A 15,338-nucleotide genomic window follows, 5' to 3' on the forward strand; every position below is an offset into this window, starting at 1 on the left:
TAGTGCCATGCGACCGGACGCCGTACACAGGGTGCTCGACGCCGAATTGGCCGCCGCGAGAGAGCGCAGAGGTGGAGAACCTCCGCGCGTGCTCGACGTTGGTGGCGGCAGCGGCGTCTGGGCCGTGCCTCTCGCCGCGGCGGGGTGCGCGGTCACGGTCGTGGAGCCGTCGCCGAACGCACTGGCCACGCTGCACACCCGTGCGCGTGAGGCCGGCGTGACGATCAACGCGGTCCAGGGCGACACCGACTCGTTGGGTGTTCCCGCTGGTGAGGCGGATCTGGTGCTGGCGCACGGGCTGCTGGAGGTCGTCGACGACGCCTCGGCCGCGCTGTCCTCGCTGGCCGCCGCCGTCGCGCCGGGCGGTGCCGTGTCGGTCCTGGTGGCGAACAGGTTCGCGGCGATCCTGCACCGCGCGATCGCCGGCCGTATCGTCGACGCACGAAGGTTGCTGGACGACGACGCCGGTCAGCTGGCGGGTACTCGTGACCCGCTGCAACGCCGGTTCGACGTCCCAGGTCTCGAGAAACTCGTTCTCGAGGCGGGGCTTTCTGTCGAGCTCCTGCAAGGTCATGGCATTGTTTCCGACCTCGTGCCCGGTGTCGTGCTGGACGCGAATCCGGGTGCCGCCGACGCGCTCGCCGAGCTGGAACTGGCCGCTGCCACGCGGTCCCCGCTCCGGGACGTCGCCGCCCGACTGCACGTGCTCGCCCGCCGCACTGTCTGACAGCGTTTGCATCAGAAACTTTTATGGTTCTGATGAGTGGTCCCAAACGACTTTGCGGCGAAAGATAGTGTGTTCGCAGCCGACGTAGGGACCAACGCCATGGAGAGTTCGGACCTGCTGGCCTCGCTCGTGAACGAGGCCGTTGCGGGTGACCGGCGTGCCCTCGACCGGCTGCTGGCGTCTGTCCGGCCGCTCGTGTCGCGTTACTGCCGTGCGCGCGTCGGTCGCAACGAACGGGCGTATGCGTCGGCGGACGACGTCGCGCAGGAAGTCTGCTTGGCAGTCCTCACGGCGTTGCCCACCTACCGCGAGCAGGGGCGACCGTTCCTCGCGTTCGTCTACGGCATCGCCGCGCACAAGGTCGCGGACGCTCACCGCGTGTCGGCGCGCAACCGCTCCGAGCCGGTCGCCGAAGTGCCGGACGGGCCGTCGCTGACCGTCGATCCGGAGGAGAACGCGCTGCTCGGGTCGCTCTCGGTCCGGCTGGGCCAGTTGCTCCTGGTGCTGCCGGACAAGCAGCGCGAGATCCTGCTGCTGCGCGTCGTGGTCGGGTTGTCGGCAGAGGAGACGGCCGAGGCCGTCGGCTCGACGCCGGGTGCCGTGCGGGTGGCTCAGCACCGCGCGCTGGCGAAACTGCGCTCGTCCGTGGGGGTCGAGGAGCTCATTTGACCGGCGCCTTCTACGACGGGCTGGCCGGGACGTACGACCTGATGTTCCCGGACTGGGACGCGTCGATGGCCCGGCAGGCCGCGCAGCTCGCGGAGTTCGTTCCACCTGGCGCGCGCGTTCTGGACTGTGCGTGCGGCATCGGTACTCAGGCGATCGGTCTGGCTCTGCGCGGCTATGAGGTCGTGGGCGCCGATCTGAGCCCTAAGGCGGCTTCTCGGGCCGTTGTGGAGGCCTCTGCACGTGGTGTCGCGTTGCCCGTGGCGGCGGCGGACATGCGGTCTCTGCCGTTCGCTGATGCTTCGTTCGACGTGGTTCTGGCGGCTGACAACGCGCTGCCGCACCTGTTGACCTCTGATGATGTGCTCGCGGCGGTGCGTGAGATGCGTCGTGTGCTGCGTCCTGGCGGTCGGCTCATCATCTCGACGCGTGACTACGACGAGATTCGGCGCGAACGGCCGTTGTCGACGCCTCCGTCCGTGGGGCCGGGGCGGGTCGTGTGGTTCCAGCTCTGGCATTGGGACGGAGACCAGTACGAACTGGAGATGTTCCGGCTGCATGAAGCCGACTCGTGGCGCGTCTTCGTGGGCAAGGCACGGTATTGGGCGATTACCCGTCATGAAATCACCGAATTGGTGGAACGCGCCGGTTTCGGTTACGTGGAGTGGTTGCTTGACGCCTATTACCAACCGCTGATGGTTGCTGCAAACGGGTGACGTTGAAGTTTCTCCCTACTTTCCGCATAAGGAGCGACGTGTCGCACGTCTCCTCTTCGGGACGTCGACGAGGGGACACTTCGAATGGAGAGTTCGGCTTTATCCGCGGAACTGGTCAGCTTGGCGGTGCAGGGCGACCGCAGAGCCACTGACCAGGTGCTTCGCTACCTGCGACCGCTGGTGGTCAAGTACTGTCGCGTGCGTGTGGGGCGTTCGGCGACAACCGCGGACGACGTTGCGCAGGACGTCTGCCTGGCCGTCCTGACGGCGCTGCCGAACTACCGGGAGCAGGGCAGGCCCTTCCTGGCATTCGTCTACGGCATCGCGGCGCACAAGGTTGCCGACGCGCACCGTGCGCTTGCTCGTAACCGTGCGGAGCCAACGGCGGAGGTGCCCGATCAGCCTTCGCGAGTCGGTGGGCCCGAGGATTTCGCCCTCCAGGGTGAGTTGAACGGAGCGCTGGGCGAGCTGCTGCGCGTCCTGCCGGAAAAGCAGCGCGAGATTCTCGTGCTGCGAGTGGTGGTGGGTCTGTCTGCCGAGGAGACCGCGGAAGCCGTCGGGTCGACGCCCGGCGCGGTTCGGGTCGCTCAGCACCGTGCCCTCGGGCGTCTGCGCAAGGAAATTGCCGCTTTGGCTCTCCCGATCGGGTGATGTTCGTTTGCTTTTGTTACGAGTGGGGGCGGGTGCGTGGGATTGATGCACCCAAACGACATACCTAGAGGCAGGAAGACGCCGACATAAGGACCAGGGGGCATGGGGAGTTCGGACTCAGCGCTCGCCGCCGACCGGCTGCGCATCGACGGGGTGCTCGTGCAGCACTTCCGTGAGTCAGGGCTCGCCGGGCCACGTTGGGACCAGTTCCATCGTCAGCTTCTCGGACACGGACTCACGATCGTTACGAAGCTCGTGCGGTCCGGCGCGATGTTCTCCCGGTGCGGGCGGCACGGCCGTTACCTGCATCAGCAGGAGATCTCGCCGCAGGAAGCCGAAGAGCTGGCGAGCGACGCGGTGTTCGATGGCTTCGTCTACTTCCGCGACCGCGGGTTGCTCGGCAAGCAATGGTCAGTCGAGCACGGTCAACCGCTCACCGAGTACTTCGTCAACGCGTGCGTACTGGCGTTCCCGAACGTCTACCGGCGCTGGCAGAGGCGTGTGAGCGGCTGGCAGGACGTGCGGCTCGTGGACAGCTTCGCCTCGCTCGACAACATCGTGACCGAGGGGACACCCGAGGACGCGGTCATCGAGCAGGCAGCGGCCAACGCGGCTTTCGCCGCGTTGAGCGAGGACAACAGGCGGTTGCTCTTCCTTCACGACCAGGGCTATTCGCACGCGGAGATCGCTGAGTTGTTGCGACTCACCCCGCGCGCGGTCGAAGGACGGATCCGGCGCGCGCGTCAGGCCGTGCGCCGGCATCCAGACGAGGAACGGTGATCTGCGTGGAGTTCTCACCCGGTCTGCACCGCAAGGTCCCTGCGGAAGCTCTCAAGGGCTCCTCAGTCGGCGGGTCGATCGACGTCACGCCGGCAGCCCTCGACTCGTTGGTGGAGCGGACCGCGGATGCTCCCAAGATTCCCGTTGATCCGCCCGCGCCCACCTACTACTCGAGCCGCCCCGAGGCCGCTGACGACCACGTCGCGCGCGCTGTGGCGGGTGACCCGGCCGCCATCAACCGGCTTCTCGGCACCATCCGGCCGTTGATCGTCCGGTACTGCCGCGCGCGCGTTGGCTCGTTCGCGTCGGCGGACGACGTGGCGCAGGAGGTCTGCCTGGCCGTGCTGACCTCGTTGCCCTCGTATCGCGACCAGGGGCGTCCGTTCCTGGCTTTCGTCTACGGGATCGCGGCGCACAAGGTCGCCGACTCGTTCCGGACCTTCTCGCGCAACCGCTCCGAGGCCGTGTCCGAGGTACCGGAGTCGATGGACACCGCGGCCGGGCCGGAGCAGCGGGCGATGCAGGGTGAGCTCTCAGATCAGATGGCGGCGCTTCTGCGCGTGTTGCCCGAGAAGCAGCGCGAGATCGTTGTGCTGCGTGTGGTGGTGGGGTTGTCGGCGGAGGAGACGGCCGAGGCGGTGGGCTCCACGCCCGGTGCGGTGCGGGTGGCTCAGCACCGGGCGTTGCTGCGGCTGCGCAAGGAGATCAATACCGCCAGCGAGTGATGTTGGCGATTCCCTGCGGGCTGGCGTCCTTGTAGCGCTCCATCTCGCCGCGCCGCACGTCGACGATCGTGCCCGCCAGTTCCTGACCGAACGCCTCGGTGAGCACGGGGTCCTTCTCGAACTCCTCGACAGCTTCCCTGAGGGACGTGGGCAGCCGCGGGACGCCGTCGAGCAGCGCCGGGTCGACGTTGAGGCCTTCCGGCAGTTCGGCCTGGGTCGCGATGCCGTCCAGACCGGCCGCGATCACGCCCGCGACGACGAGGTACGGGTTCGCGGTCAGGTCGAAGCACTTGATTTCGAGGTTGTCCCGGATCAGGCGCAGCGCCGTTTCGCGGTTCTCCTCACCCCATGCCGCGAACGGTGCGGCCCACGTGTGCGGTACGAGCCTGAGGTAGCTCGCGAGAGAGGGACAGCCGATCGCGCACAACGAGCGGATGTGGTTGAGCACGCCCGCGCTGAACTGCCTGGCCTCGTCCTGGAAGCCGTCGAAGAGGTTCGTGCCGTCGCGCCAGAGGCTGAGGTGCAGGTGGCCGCCGTTGCCGACGCCGCCGTTGATCACCTTGGGGGAGAACGACGGGCGCATGCCGTGCCGGATCGTCACGGCGCGGATGGTCTCTTTCACGAGGACCGCGGTGTCTGCTGCCGCGATCGGGTCCTCAGGTGCGGTGGAGACTTCGAACTGGCCCGCGGCGTACTCGGGGTGGAACTGGAGGACCTCGACGTCCTGCTGGTCGAGTGCGTTGAGGAGGTCGACGCAGTAGTCGGACAGCTCGACCTGGCGGGCGTGCCCGTAGGCGGAGCCGCTCGTCGCGGGCACCCAGTCGTCGGTGTCCGCCTTGCCGACGCACCACTCGATCTCGAAGCCGGCCTTGGCGGTGAGGCCTCGCTCGTGGAGGTTCTGCTCGGCCTTGCGCGCTTGCAGCCGCTGGTCCATGGGGTAGGGGACGCCGCTCTGGAAGTGGCGGTCGGCAGGCGCCCAGGCCCAGCCGGGCTGGCCGGCGAGGACGGTGAGGCGGTCGAGGTCGGGGTGCAGCCGCAGGTCGCCGACGGGGCCGCCGGCGAACCGGCCCTGGATGATCCAGTCGTCGAACAGGAACACGTCGAACACCGGTGAGGCGCCCACGCCGTGTGCTGCCGCGTGGGCGAGTCTGCGCAGAGGCACGGACTTCGTGCGTGTGATGCCGCTGTTGTCGACCCAGGTGAGCGCCACGACGCTCACGTTCTTCGCGTTCAGTCCGTCGAAGAGTTCGGTCGCCCGGTCGAACCGCTGGTCCCGTTCCGCAGAGTCCACGATCCTAAGGTTATGGGCATCTTGCCGTTCGTCGCCGAACTCGGGTTGATTGATCACCACTGCCACGGTGTGTTGCGCACTGACAGCACGCGTGAGGAGTTCGAGTCGCTGTTGTTGGAGGCCGACGCGGTCTCGCCGTTGGGTGGGTCCTTCTTCGACTCGGCTCTCGGGTTCGCGGTGCGACGATGGTGTGCACCGCTGTTGGATCTGCCTCGGCACGCTTCGGCTGAGGCGTACCTCGAACGGCGCAACTCGCTGCACATCACCGAGGTGTCGCGGACGTTCCTGATGGCGTCGGGTATCCACACGTTCCTGGTGGACGGCGGGTTCCAGCCTGATCGGCTGCTGTCCGGTGCCGAGCTCGGGTCGTTGGCCGGGGTGGTGTCGCACGACATCGTGCGGCTGGAGCACCTGGCTGAGTCGCTGCGTTCGTCAGTGTCGCCGTCGGAGTTCTTGGACGCTGTGCGTTCGCGGCTTGCTTCTTCGTCGGCGGTGGGGGCGAAGTCCGTTGCGGCGTATCGGGTTGGGCTTGATCTGCCCGGTTCGCGGCCGATGGATTCGGACGTCGTGCAGGCGGTGGAGGCGTGGTCGTCGGGTCGGCTGGTGTCGCCGGTGGTGATCACTTGGCTGGCGTGGGAGGCGTTGGACGCTGGGCTGCCGTTGCAGTTCCACGTGGGTTACGGCGACTCGGACATCGATCTGCACCGTTGCGATCCGTCGTTGTTGACGCCGTTCTTGCGCGCGACGGCTTCTCTCGGCGTGCCGGTGCTGTTGCTGCACAACTACCCGTTCCACCGGCAGGCCGGGTATCTCGCGCAGGTGTTCCCGCACGTGTTCTGCGATCTCGGGCTGGCGACGCACGGGCTGGGGCATCAGGCGCCGCGGGTGCTGGCGGAGGCGCTGGAGATCGTGCCTTACGGCAAGTTCTTGTTCTCCTCCGACGCGTTCGGACTGCCCGAGTTGTACTACCTCGGTGCGCTGCTGTTCCGCCGTGCGTTGTCGGACTTCTTGTCTGACGGACTGCGTCGTGACGTGTTCCTCGAGGAGGACGCACATCGGATCGCACGGCTCATCGCGTCGGACAACGCGGCGCGCGTGTACAAACTGTAGGATTCGTCTCGAACTCACGTTCGAGGGGGTGTTCATGGGCCGCAGTGCGAGCCTGCCACGCGGCCTGGTCGACCGGTTCCGTGCGCGTGATGGTGTGTGGCCTGACGACACGGGCTGCCGGATGCTGCACGTCGACATGGACGCCTTCTACGCGTCGGTGGAGATCCGCGAACGCCCTGAGCTCGCTACCGTGCCTGTCGTCGTCGGTGGCGTTGGCGGGCGTGGCGTCGTGTGTTCCGCGAACTACATCGCGCGCGAGTACGGCGTTCGGTCTGCGATGCCTACCGCTCACGCGCGTCGCCTGATCCCCAACGCCGTGTACCTGCCGCCGCAGTTCGACCTCTACCAGGAGGTCTCTCGTGGCGTGATGGCGATCTTCCGCGACATCACGCCGTTGGTGGAGCCTCTCTCGTTGGACGAGGCTTTTTTGGACGTCGGTGGGGCTCTACGCCGGTTGGGTCTGACGCCCGGTGGCATCGGCGAGCTGGTCAGGTCGCGTGTGTTCGCTGATCACGGTGTGTCTTGTTCCGTCGGTGTGGCGCCGACGAAGTTCCTCGCGAAACTCGCCTCGGGCATGTGCAAGCCCGACGGAATGATGGTCGTGCCTGCCTCTGATGTCCTGGACTTCCTGCACCCGCTGCCGGTGTCCGCACTGTGGGGCGTCGGTGCGAAAACCGCTGCGCGCCTTGAGGAACTGGGCTTGGACACCGTCGCCGACGTGGCCAAGACACCCCTGCCCCGGCTGCGCCGCATGATCGGCGTCGCGCTGGCGGAGCACCTCTTCGCGCTGGCCTCGGGCGTGGACGACCGTGCGGTGGTGCCCACGTCGCGAGAGAAGTCGATCGGCGCCGAGGAGACGTTCGAGGTCGACCACTACGACCGCGTGCTGCTGCGCCGTGAGCTTCTCCGCCTGTCCGAGCGCTCAACGGGTTCGTTGCGCGCCAAGGGTTTGCGTGGCAGAACGGTCTCCATCAAGGTCCGCTTCTCCGACTTCACCACGATCACCCGCTCGCGCACGCTCCCCGTGTCGACCGACGTGACCCAAGAGGTCTACCGCACCGCGGCTGAGCTGCTGGACACCCAGGTCCCACCGGGAGCGGTCCGCCTGATCGGCGTCCGAATAGAAGGCCTTGACAACGCCGACTCCGCCCAGCAACTGATCTTCGACGCCCCAGAACGCGGCTGGCGCGAAGCCGACCAAGCCGCCGACCAGGCCCGTTCCCGCTTCGGCTCGCTAGCCGTCCGCCCAGCCTCCCTGCTGCGCGAAAGTCCAGATAGGACAGTGGAGCCCGAACCGAAGCCGGAGTGATCGCGAGTTGTCCACAACCCGCGACTTGTCCACAGCTTCCGCTCAACCCCAGTTCCCCGACCTCCCCCACCCCCCAAGATGAACCCATGCGCCACCCCATCGACCTGGAAGCCCTCGGCTCCCTCTTCGCCCACCGCGTAGCCCCGGTGGCAGCCCTGATCCACATAGGACTGTCCTCGTCCCTGATCGACCAGCGAGCCCGCCCAGGCGGCCCCTGGCAACGCCTGTTCCCCAGCATCTTCCTGCTGTCCCGAGCCGGCCCGTCCCGCGAACAACTCGTGCAGGCAGCCCTCCTCTACTCAGGCGAGCGCGCCATGCTCACCGCCTTCGACGCCCTGTACCTGCACGGCATGAGATCCGTCCTGCCCACAGCCGACGCCATCCACGTACTGGCACCACGCCACTCAAAAGCCTGCGGCTACGCAACCCTGCACCTGGAACGCACAGACCGCCTACCGAAACCGGCCATCCGCCGAGGCTTCCACGTGGCACCCCTGGAACGCGCCGCCGTGGACGCGATCCGCCGCACCCGCTCGATCGCCGACACCAAAGCCATCCTCGACGAGGTCTCCCACTACGTAGGCGTGGCAGCCCTCCGCGCCGAACTGGCCCTGGCCCCGCGCAAGGGCACCACCCTGGCCCGCAAACTCCTGGGCGAATCCCCAGCGCGCCAACTGGAACTGGCCGTGATGGAACGCCGCCCGCCAGCGGTCCCGCAAGCCCGCGTGCCTCTGGCCATCGGTTAGCGCCCTGTGTGGGTCGGCTTGCGTGCGGGTGGTCGCGTTCCAACGAAGGGGTCGCCTGGCGTGCGCATGTCACCTTGCGTGGGTGGTTGCGCGGGCATTGACGAGGCGTGGGGGTGCATCGCCGCTTCGCGACGATTGCGATTGGGGCGCACCGCTACCCAGCGAGGAATCACCACGCGGGCTCACCCGGCGCGGCAACACCGACAGAGCACCCATCGCGGCAATGCCACGCGGCCCGCCCATCGCGGCGTTGCCCAGCGACACCTCGCCCCACATCACTGCGCCGGCGCCGCGACCTCGCGAGTCTCCAAGCCCTGACCCGCAGTTCCCAAGCCCACAACCCGACCCGGTTGAGGCTTAACCCCGTGGGCCCACAACCCAGCCCCGTCGAGCCCGGCTGCCCCGTGGAGCCCGCAGCCCCAACCCGTTGGCTCACAGCCCCGTGGAGCCCAACCCCGTTGGCCCACAACGCAACCCCGTTGGCCCGCAATCCAACCCGGTTGAGCCCGCCAGCCCCGTCGAGCCCGCAGCCCAGCCCCCGCGGAGGCCTCCAGCCCCGCAGAGCCCCCGCCCCAATCCCTACCGAACCGGAGCCTTGATGCCCTTGCCCTTCGCCACAGCCTTGATCGCCACACCCCGCAAGCTCAGGAACGTGATCCGCGGCTCCTCGAAGTAGTCCCAAGGTCCGGCATCCGCCAACGTCCCCAAAGCCCGGAACTGCCCCAAGGCCTCCTCGAACCGCTCCAACCGGATCAACCCGAAGGCCGCGTATCCCCGGTCGTCCCGAACCGCGTAGGTGTCCGAGCCCTCGTCAGCAAGCCGCTTCAGCAACGCATCCAAGGAGGCCACCACTGAAGGCGTCTTCCACATGTCCGGCGAAGTGCTCTGCGCCTCATAAGCGGCGTGCAGTGGCAGAGCCAAGAACTTCGGCGACTCGGCCGCGGCCTTCAGCGCGAACTCCAGAGCGAGTTCGTCGGATCCGTGCCACTTGCGGCACCAGTACTGCAGGGCCTGCTGGTGTCCGTTGTGGTGCAACGGATCCCGGGAGATCAGTTCGGCCCAGATCGCGCGGAACTCGTCGTGGTCCACCTGCAAGCCACGCGCGAGGGTCAGCAAGGTGTTCAACGGAGTCGGGTCGTCCGGCAGAACGGAGGCAGCCACGCCCGCGGCCTCGCGGGCTTCGAACAGGACGCGGTGGAAGCCCTCGAACTGTTCGCGGGTGGTTTCGGAGGCGCGGGCGCTGCCGCGGATGTCCCAGGCCAGGGACACGAGCGACATCGCGTGCACCACCAGCCAGTGCGGGTCGCCTGGGCGAGCGGCCTGCCAGGCGGTCATCCAGGTCTCGTCCTTGGCGGCCAGGTCGGCCAGGGCCCACACCACGCGCTGGCGGCGGTCCCAGTCGCCGTGCGTGGCGGTGACGAGGTCGGCGGCGTTCTCCCAGTTGCCGGCGCGGACGTCGTCCTTCACGGCGGCGAGGGCCAGGTCCTCGAGGGGCGTGGTCGTCGTCACCTCGGTGTCGGGGACCAGGCCGTAGCGCTCGGGGTGGGTCTTGGGGAGCACGAAGCTGGCAACTACGTCGGTGGGGAGTTCGTCGATCTCCACGCCCAGGCGCTTGGCTTCGCGCATCAGGCGGAAGACGTTGACGAGTTCCTTGGGCTTGAACAGAAGTGAGAGCACCACGGGGTTTCTCCAGAGAAAGAAGTCAGTTCGCGGGGCGGTAGTCGAGGGCCACGCCGGCTGTGGCGAGCACGCCTCGCAGGCCCTCGGTGCTGCCGTTGTCGGCGACCGCGGCGTCCAGGTGGTCGGTCATGTCGAAGTCGTGAGAGGAGGTGACGAACGTGGTCCGTCCCAGCCAGTCCAGTTCCCAGTGAGCGAGGCCCGCGTCGGAGAACGCCAGTGCCACCAACGCGGACAGCTCGGGCAGCACTTCGCCGCGGGCCATCTCGCGGCGGGCTCGTGGGCCCGCGTCCCTGGCGCCCGGCGTGTACGAGCCCAGGTCGGCCAGGTGGCCCGCGTCCAGTGCGTCGAGGACGGTCGTGAGTGACGGCGGCTGGTTCGTCGCGGTGGAGGCTGCCTGCAACAGCCGCTGGGTGCCTCGCACCACGCGGGCGCGGGCGCCGATGTGGCCGAGCGTGGCCCAGTCGACGCGCTGCTTCTGGTTTGCGTCGGACACCAGTGTGTTCAGCACGGCGGCGTCGAGCAGCGGCATGGGGTCCGTGAGGAGTTCGATCGCCGGGCGGTCGCCCCAGCCCGACTCGGGTTCGAGGCCCAGGGCTTCGATGGCGGCGATGCGGTCCAGCATCGGCGGGTGCGAGTCGTACGGGCCGCGGTCGGGGTCCGTCGGGTGCTGGCGGATCTGCTCCAGTTCCTCGTGGAGTTCGGAGGAGGTGCGCAGGCGGGCGAAGCCGTCGAAGAACGTCGTGGGGAGGTAGCCGAGTTCCCACGCGACGGTCAGGTGGCGGTTGGTGAACAGGTCCCACGCGGCGTCGATCACCGGCAGCTCGCGCAGGGCGGAGGCGGCGGCGGACGAGCCGGCGAGTGAGGCGGAGAAGCGGTCGGCGGCGAACTCCTGGCGCCTGCTGATCGCCTGGGAGACACGGAGGTACAGCTTGGCGTAGCCCAGGAACAGCTTGGCGATCATGCGCTGGAACCAGTGTTCGGCGTTCATGTGGGAGCCGGCGCGCAGCATGGCGTTGCGGCCGGAGACCACGACGCCGGCCAGGCGCGTGTCCTTGTTGGCGTAGTGCCCGAGCTCGTGGGCGAGCACGGCGATGAGTTGCTTCTCGGTCAAGGAGGTGAGCAGCGGAGCACCGATGAACATCCGGCGCTTCAGCACGCGCAGGCCCAGGAAGCGGGTGTCCTCGGCGACACCGGCGTTCACCGCGGCGAGGATCCGGATCTCGTCCGGCGGGCGGGTGCCGACGTCGGCGGCCAGGCGGTGGACGAGGTCCCAGAGCGCGGGCTGCTGCTCGGGCGTGACGAGGGTGCCGGGCACCTCGTCCTGCGCGCGGCGTTCCAGCGAGACCAGGCCCTTGACCAGAGCGAACACCACCGGCACGACGAACAGCGCCAGCTTCAGGCCGACGAACGGCCGTTCGATCAGGGCGTACGTCTCCAGCGCGAGGAGCCCGCCGATCAACCCGAAGGCGAGGACGTAGAAACCGACCAGAAGCGCCACTGCGATGGCAGCACGCAACGAAACACGCATGAGTAAAGCGACCTTCCCCCAGAGCCCCCATGCCGCACGCAGATGGCGGCAGCAGGAAGTGTGCACGAAAGGACGGTCACGACTCAATCCCGAAACAACGGCGGGTGTGTCAACCGGTCGATCGGCCACTCCGCATACCTCTGCGGGATGACATCCCCGGCACCACCTCCGGCCTTCAGATGGAGGTGGGGTGACGCTCGGTGTCCCTACGGTCACTGAGGCAACACCTCATCGAACACTGGAGGACCAGTGAGAGCAGGACAGCGAGGTGCCCGTCGGGGGATCACCGCGCTCGCGCTGTCAGCCGGCCTTGTCACCACGACAACGGCTGCTGTCGCGCATGCGGAGGAATCGGCGCCGGGCCAGCGTGACCAGAGCGTCACGCTGATCACCGGTGACCGGGTGGACCTGGTCGGCAACCGCGTCGTGCGGTACGTGCCGGGTCCGGGGCGGGGCAAGCTCGCCGTGCGCACGTTCACGCGGAACGGGCATCAGCACGTCGTGCCCGCGGACGCGGTTGTGCTGGTGTCCCAAGGAAAGCTGGACTCGAGGCTGTTCGACGTGACGTCGCTGGTCGAGTTCGGCTACGACGACGCGCGGCGCGACTCGGTGCCGGTGATCGTGCGGCCGGCGGTGGGCGCACGATCGGGCATCACCGCGTTGAGCGCCAAGGGATCCGTGGCCGACCTGGTGACCGGCTCGGTCGCGAAGTCGGGCAGCGCGTGGGAGTCGCTGCGGTCCGGCGCGGTCGAGAAGGTGTGGCTCGACGGCGTCCGCAAGGTGACGCTCGACCGCAGCACCAAGCAGATCGGCGCGCCGGAAGCGTGGCAGGCCGGTGTCACCGGCAAGGGCGTGAAGGTCGCCGTGCTCGACACGGGCGTCGACGAGAAGCACCCGGATCTGCAGGGCAAGCAGGTCGCGGAGAAGAACTTCACCGACTCGCCGGACAACACCGACGAGGTCGGCCACGGCACGCACGTCGCGTCGACGATCGCCAGCAAGGGCGAGAAGTACCGCGGGGTCGCGCCGGACGCGGAGATCCTCGACGGCAAGGTCTGCTACCCGGGTGGCTGCACCGAGTCGGCGATCCTCGGCGGCATGCAGTGGGCGGCCGAGCAGGGCGCGCACGTCATCAACATGAGCCTGGGTGGCGGGGACACCCCCGACATCGACCCGATCGAGGAGGCGGTCAACCGGATCTCCGGTCAGACCGGCGCGCTGTTCGTGATCGCGGCGGGCAACTCGGGGCGGCCGGAGACGATCGGCTCGCCCGGTAGCGCGGAGTCCGCGTTGACCGTGGGTGCCGTGGACCGCAACGACGGCATCGCGCCGTTCTCCAGCCGTGGCCCGGCCGCGGACGGTGCGGTGAAGCCGGACGTGACCGCGCCCGGCGTCGACATCGTGGCGGCCGAGGCCGGAACTCAGGGCCACGTCGCGATGTCCGGCACGTCGATGGCCACGCCGCACGTGGCGGGCGTTGTCGCGCTGCTCAAGCAGCAGCACCCGGACTGGACCGGCACGCGGCTCAAGGCGACGATCATGGCGTCGGCCAAGGCGAATCCGGCACTGAAGCCGTTCGACCAGGGCACCGGCCGCGTCGACGTGCCGAAGATGCTGGCGCAGCGGGTGATCGCCGAGCCGAGCAACATCAACTTCGGCGTTCAGCAGTGGCCGCACGACGACGACCAGAAGGTCGTCCGCGAGGTCACCTACCGCAATCCGGGCAAGGAGCCCGTGACGCTCGACCTAGCCGCGGACACCACCGGACCGGACGGCAAGCCCTCGCCCGCAGGTCTGTTCACCGTGTCGCCGGCGAAGGTCACGGTCCCGGCCGGCGGCGAGGCCAAGGCCACGATCACCGCGGACACCAAGGTCAACGCGGCCGACGGTGCCTACAGCGGCGCGATCGTCGCGTCGAACGGCCTGCGCACGCTGGTGAGCGTCAACCGCGAGGTCGAGAGCTACGAGGTCGGCGTCTCGGTGCTGGGTGTCGACGGCAACCCGGCGGAGAACCACGGCACGGTGTTCATCAACACCAAGACCGGCAAGGGCTATTCGGCGTCCGCCAAGAACATCCGGCTGCCCAAGGGCGAGTACGTCGTCGACAGCGCGGTGATCACGCCGGACAACAAGGTCGTGTTCCAGGTGCAGCCCAGGTTCGTGGTGGGCGGCAAGTCCTCGATCACCGTCGACGCGCGCAAGGCCAAGCCGGTCGCGCTGAAGACGCCGGACGCGGCAGCGAAGGGCATGATCGGCACGATCTCGTACACGACGCAGGTGGCGGGCCAGGCGTACGGCTCCGGCTGGGCGTTCTTCGAGGGCCTGGCCGGCCACGTGTCCACCGCCCAGATCGGACCGGACGCGCCGGGCTTCACGACGACGTTCGCCGAGCAGTTCCAGGGCACACCTCGCGACGAGAAGACCCCGGTCAGCTACCGCCTGATGTACACCGAGAAGGGCATGCCGACCGGCTTCGAGCGCACCGCCAAGGCGAACGAGCTCGCCGAGATGACGAGCAACTTCCGTCCGGGCGGCGAGGGCTACCGCCACGGCGTCGCGGCGATGCCGCACCCGACCGACGGCAGCGGCGGATTCGCCTGGTTCACCGTGGTGCCCGACAACGGCCGGGCCGTCGACCTGGTGTCGACCACCGGTGGCAAGTGGAGCTGGATCTACGACCGCGTCGCTCCCGGCAACGTCAACGAGTACTCCGCGGAGACCCCGGCCGGCTCCTTCAGGGGCGGCAGGAAGTACGCGCAGACGTTCGGCAAGGCCGTCCTCGGCCCGTCCGTCCCATCGGCGCCGGGCTTCGGCATCGCGAGGCTCGAAGACCAGATCGCCGTCAGGGTCCCGCTCTTCACCGACAGCAACGGCGGCGAGGGCCGCGCCGGCACCGGCACGGCGAAGACCACCTTGTTCCACAACGGCACCAAGCTCGGCGAGTTCCCCCAGCAGTCGGGGATCTTCGACGTGCCGGCAGCCGAAGGCTCGTACCGGGCCGAGATGGAGCACAGCCGTGACGCCGAGCTGTCGACGAAGGTCAGCGGGGCCTGGACCTTCAAGGCCAAGCACACGACCGACATCACGCACCTGCCGTACTCGGTGGTCCGCTTCCAGCCCAAGCTCGACGACAAGGACACCGCACACGGCCGTGTCCTGCTCGTCCCGCTGAAGGTCGAGCAGGCGGAGAACACGCCGAAGGTCAAGCGCGTCAACGTGGAGGTGTCGTTCGACGACGGCAAGACCTGGAAGCAGGTGCAGGTGGCCGGCGACAAGGCGATCGTGCACCACCCGAAGGACGCGAAGTTCGCTTCGCTGCGCGCCAAGACCACGGACGCGGCGGGCAACACGGGCGAGGTGACGATCATCCGCGCCTACAAGATCGCCAGTTGAACGAACCTGCGCGGGC

13 protein-coding genes are annotated in these 15,338 nt (G+C 68.3%); 10 read left to right on the forward strand and 3 right to left on the reverse strand.

Annotated elements, in window-relative coordinates:
* The first annotated feature begins 7 nt into the window (after positions 1 to 7).
* The 6 genes from ACWGE0_RS32720 (at position 8) to ACWGE0_RS32745 (ending at position 4,265) form a co-directional block, all read left to right on the forward strand.
* A complete protein-coding gene (locus ACWGE0_RS32720) occupies positions 8 to 727 on the forward strand; it encodes a class I SAM-dependent methyltransferase (protein WP_452264768.1) in 720 nt (239 codons plus the stop codon).
* 99 nt (positions 728 to 826) lie between these two features.
* Positions 827 to 1,396: a sigma-70 family RNA polymerase sigma factor gene (locus ACWGE0_RS32725; RefSeq protein ID WP_452264769.1), complete on the forward strand. Its 570-nt coding sequence runs from the start codon at positions 827 to 829 to the stop codon at positions 1,394 to 1,396.
* Positions 1,393 to 2,109 (forward strand): methyltransferase domain-containing protein, encoded by a 717-nt coding sequence (locus tag ACWGE0_RS32730; RefSeq protein ID WP_452264770.1) that lies wholly within the window; start codon positions 1,393 to 1,395, stop codon positions 2,107 to 2,109. The genes ACWGE0_RS32725 and ACWGE0_RS32730 overlap by 4 nt, the downstream gene beginning before the upstream one ends.
* An 84-nt stretch (positions 2,110 to 2,193) precedes the next feature.
* The gene (locus ACWGE0_RS32735) at positions 2,194 to 2,760 is read left to right on the forward strand and encodes a sigma-70 family RNA polymerase sigma factor (protein WP_452264771.1); all 567 of its coding nucleotides are present in this window, start codon (positions 2,194 to 2,196) and stop codon (positions 2,758 to 2,760) included.
* A 102-nt stretch (positions 2,761 to 2,862) separates the two neighbouring features.
* On the forward strand, positions 2,863 to 3,540 hold the full coding sequence (locus tag ACWGE0_RS32740; RefSeq protein ID WP_452264772.1) for an RNA polymerase sigma factor: 678 nt from the start codon (positions 2,863 to 2,865) through the stop codon (positions 3,538 to 3,540).
* Between the two features lie 212 nt (positions 3,541 to 3,752).
* Positions 3,753 to 4,265, forward strand: coding sequence for a sigma-70 family RNA polymerase sigma factor (locus ACWGE0_RS32745; RefSeq protein ID WP_452264807.1), 513 nt, complete (start codon positions 3,753 to 3,755; stop codon positions 4,263 to 4,265).
* On the opposite strand, the gene ACWGE0_RS32750 is transcribed toward ACWGE0_RS32745, so the two are convergent.
* Positions 4,246 to 5,556 (reverse strand): glutamine synthetase, encoded by a 1,311-nt coding sequence (locus ACWGE0_RS32750; protein ID WP_452264773.1) that lies wholly within the window; start codon positions 5,554 to 5,556, stop codon positions 4,246 to 4,248. The genes ACWGE0_RS32745 and ACWGE0_RS32750 overlap by 20 nt on opposite strands.
* Positions 5,557 to 5,568: 12 nt before the next feature.
* Between ACWGE0_RS32750 and ACWGE0_RS32755 the strand changes: the two genes are divergently transcribed.
* The 3 genes from ACWGE0_RS32755 to ACWGE0_RS32765 all read left to right on the forward strand — a co-directional run bounded on the left by ACWGE0_RS32755 (position 5,569) and on the right by ACWGE0_RS32765 (position 8,721).
* Positions 5,569 to 6,666: an amidohydrolase family protein gene (locus ACWGE0_RS32755; protein ID WP_452264774.1), complete on the forward strand. Its 1,098-nt coding sequence runs from the start codon at positions 5,569 to 5,571 to the stop codon at positions 6,664 to 6,666.
* 34 nt (positions 6,667 to 6,700) lie between these two features.
* Complete coding sequence (gene dinB / locus ACWGE0_RS32760) at positions 6,701 to 7,975, forward strand: DNA polymerase IV (RefSeq protein ID WP_452264775.1); 1,275 nt, start codon at positions 6,701 to 6,703, stop codon at positions 7,973 to 7,975.
* Positions 7,976 to 8,061: 86 nt separating this feature from the next.
* Entirely contained in the window at positions 8,062 to 8,721 is a 660-nt protein-coding gene (locus tag ACWGE0_RS32765; RefSeq protein WP_452264776.1) for a hypothetical protein, read from the forward strand.
* Between the two features lie 579 nt (positions 8,722 to 9,300).
* On the opposite strand, the gene ACWGE0_RS32770 is transcribed toward ACWGE0_RS32765, so the two are convergent.
* Positions 9,301 to 10,401: a DUF4034 domain-containing protein gene (locus ACWGE0_RS32770; protein ID WP_452264777.1), complete on the reverse strand. Its 1,101-nt coding sequence runs from the start codon at positions 10,399 to 10,401 to the stop codon at positions 9,301 to 9,303.
* Positions 10,402 to 10,423: 22 nt separating this feature from the next.
* Positions 10,424 to 11,929, reverse strand: coding sequence for a M48 family metalloprotease (locus ACWGE0_RS32775; protein WP_452264778.1), 1,506 nt, complete (start codon positions 11,927 to 11,929; stop codon positions 10,424 to 10,426).
* Positions 11,930 to 12,178: 249 nt separating this feature from the next.
* On the opposite strand from ACWGE0_RS32775, the gene ACWGE0_RS32780 reads away from it, so the two are divergent.
* Entirely contained in the window at positions 12,179 to 15,322 is a 3,144-nt protein-coding gene (locus tag ACWGE0_RS32780) for a S8 family peptidase (protein WP_452264779.1), read from the forward strand.
* The last annotated feature ends 16 nt before the right edge of the window (positions 15,323 to 15,338 follow it).

The sequence above is a fragment of the Lentzea sp. NPDC054927 genome (assembly GCF_053610285.1).

Bases quoted from the DNA above. Each gene is read 5' to 3' on its own strand.
- ACWGE0_RS32720 (WP_452264768.1), top strand. From the start codon at position 8: ATGCGACCGGACGCCGTACACAGGGTGCTCGACGCCGAATTGGCCGCC.
- ACWGE0_RS32725 (WP_452264769.1), top strand. From the start codon at position 827: ATGGAGAGTTCGGACCTGCTGGCCTCGCTCGTGAACGAGGCCGTTGCG.
- ACWGE0_RS32735 (WP_452264771.1), top strand. From the start codon at position 2,194: ATGGAGAGTTCGGCTTTATCCGCGGAACTGGTCAGCTTGGCGGTGCAG.
- ACWGE0_RS32740 (WP_452264772.1), top strand. From the start codon at position 2,863: ATGGGGAGTTCGGACTCAGCGCTCGCCGCCGACCGGCTGCGCATCGAC.
- ACWGE0_RS32755 (WP_452264774.1), top strand. From the start codon at position 5,569: ATGGGCATCTTGCCGTTCGTCGCCGAACTCGGGTTGATTGATCACCAC.
- dinB (WP_452264775.1), top strand. From the start codon at position 6,701: ATGGGCCGCAGTGCGAGCCTGCCACGCGGCCTGGTCGACCGGTTCCGT.
- ACWGE0_RS32765 (WP_452264776.1), top strand. From the start codon at position 8,062: ATGCGCCACCCCATCGACCTGGAAGCCCTCGGCTCCCTCTTCGCCCAC.
- ACWGE0_RS32775 (WP_452264778.1), bottom strand. From the start codon at position 11,929: ATGCGTGTTTCGTTGCGTGCTGCCATCGCAGTGGCGCTTCTGGTCGGT.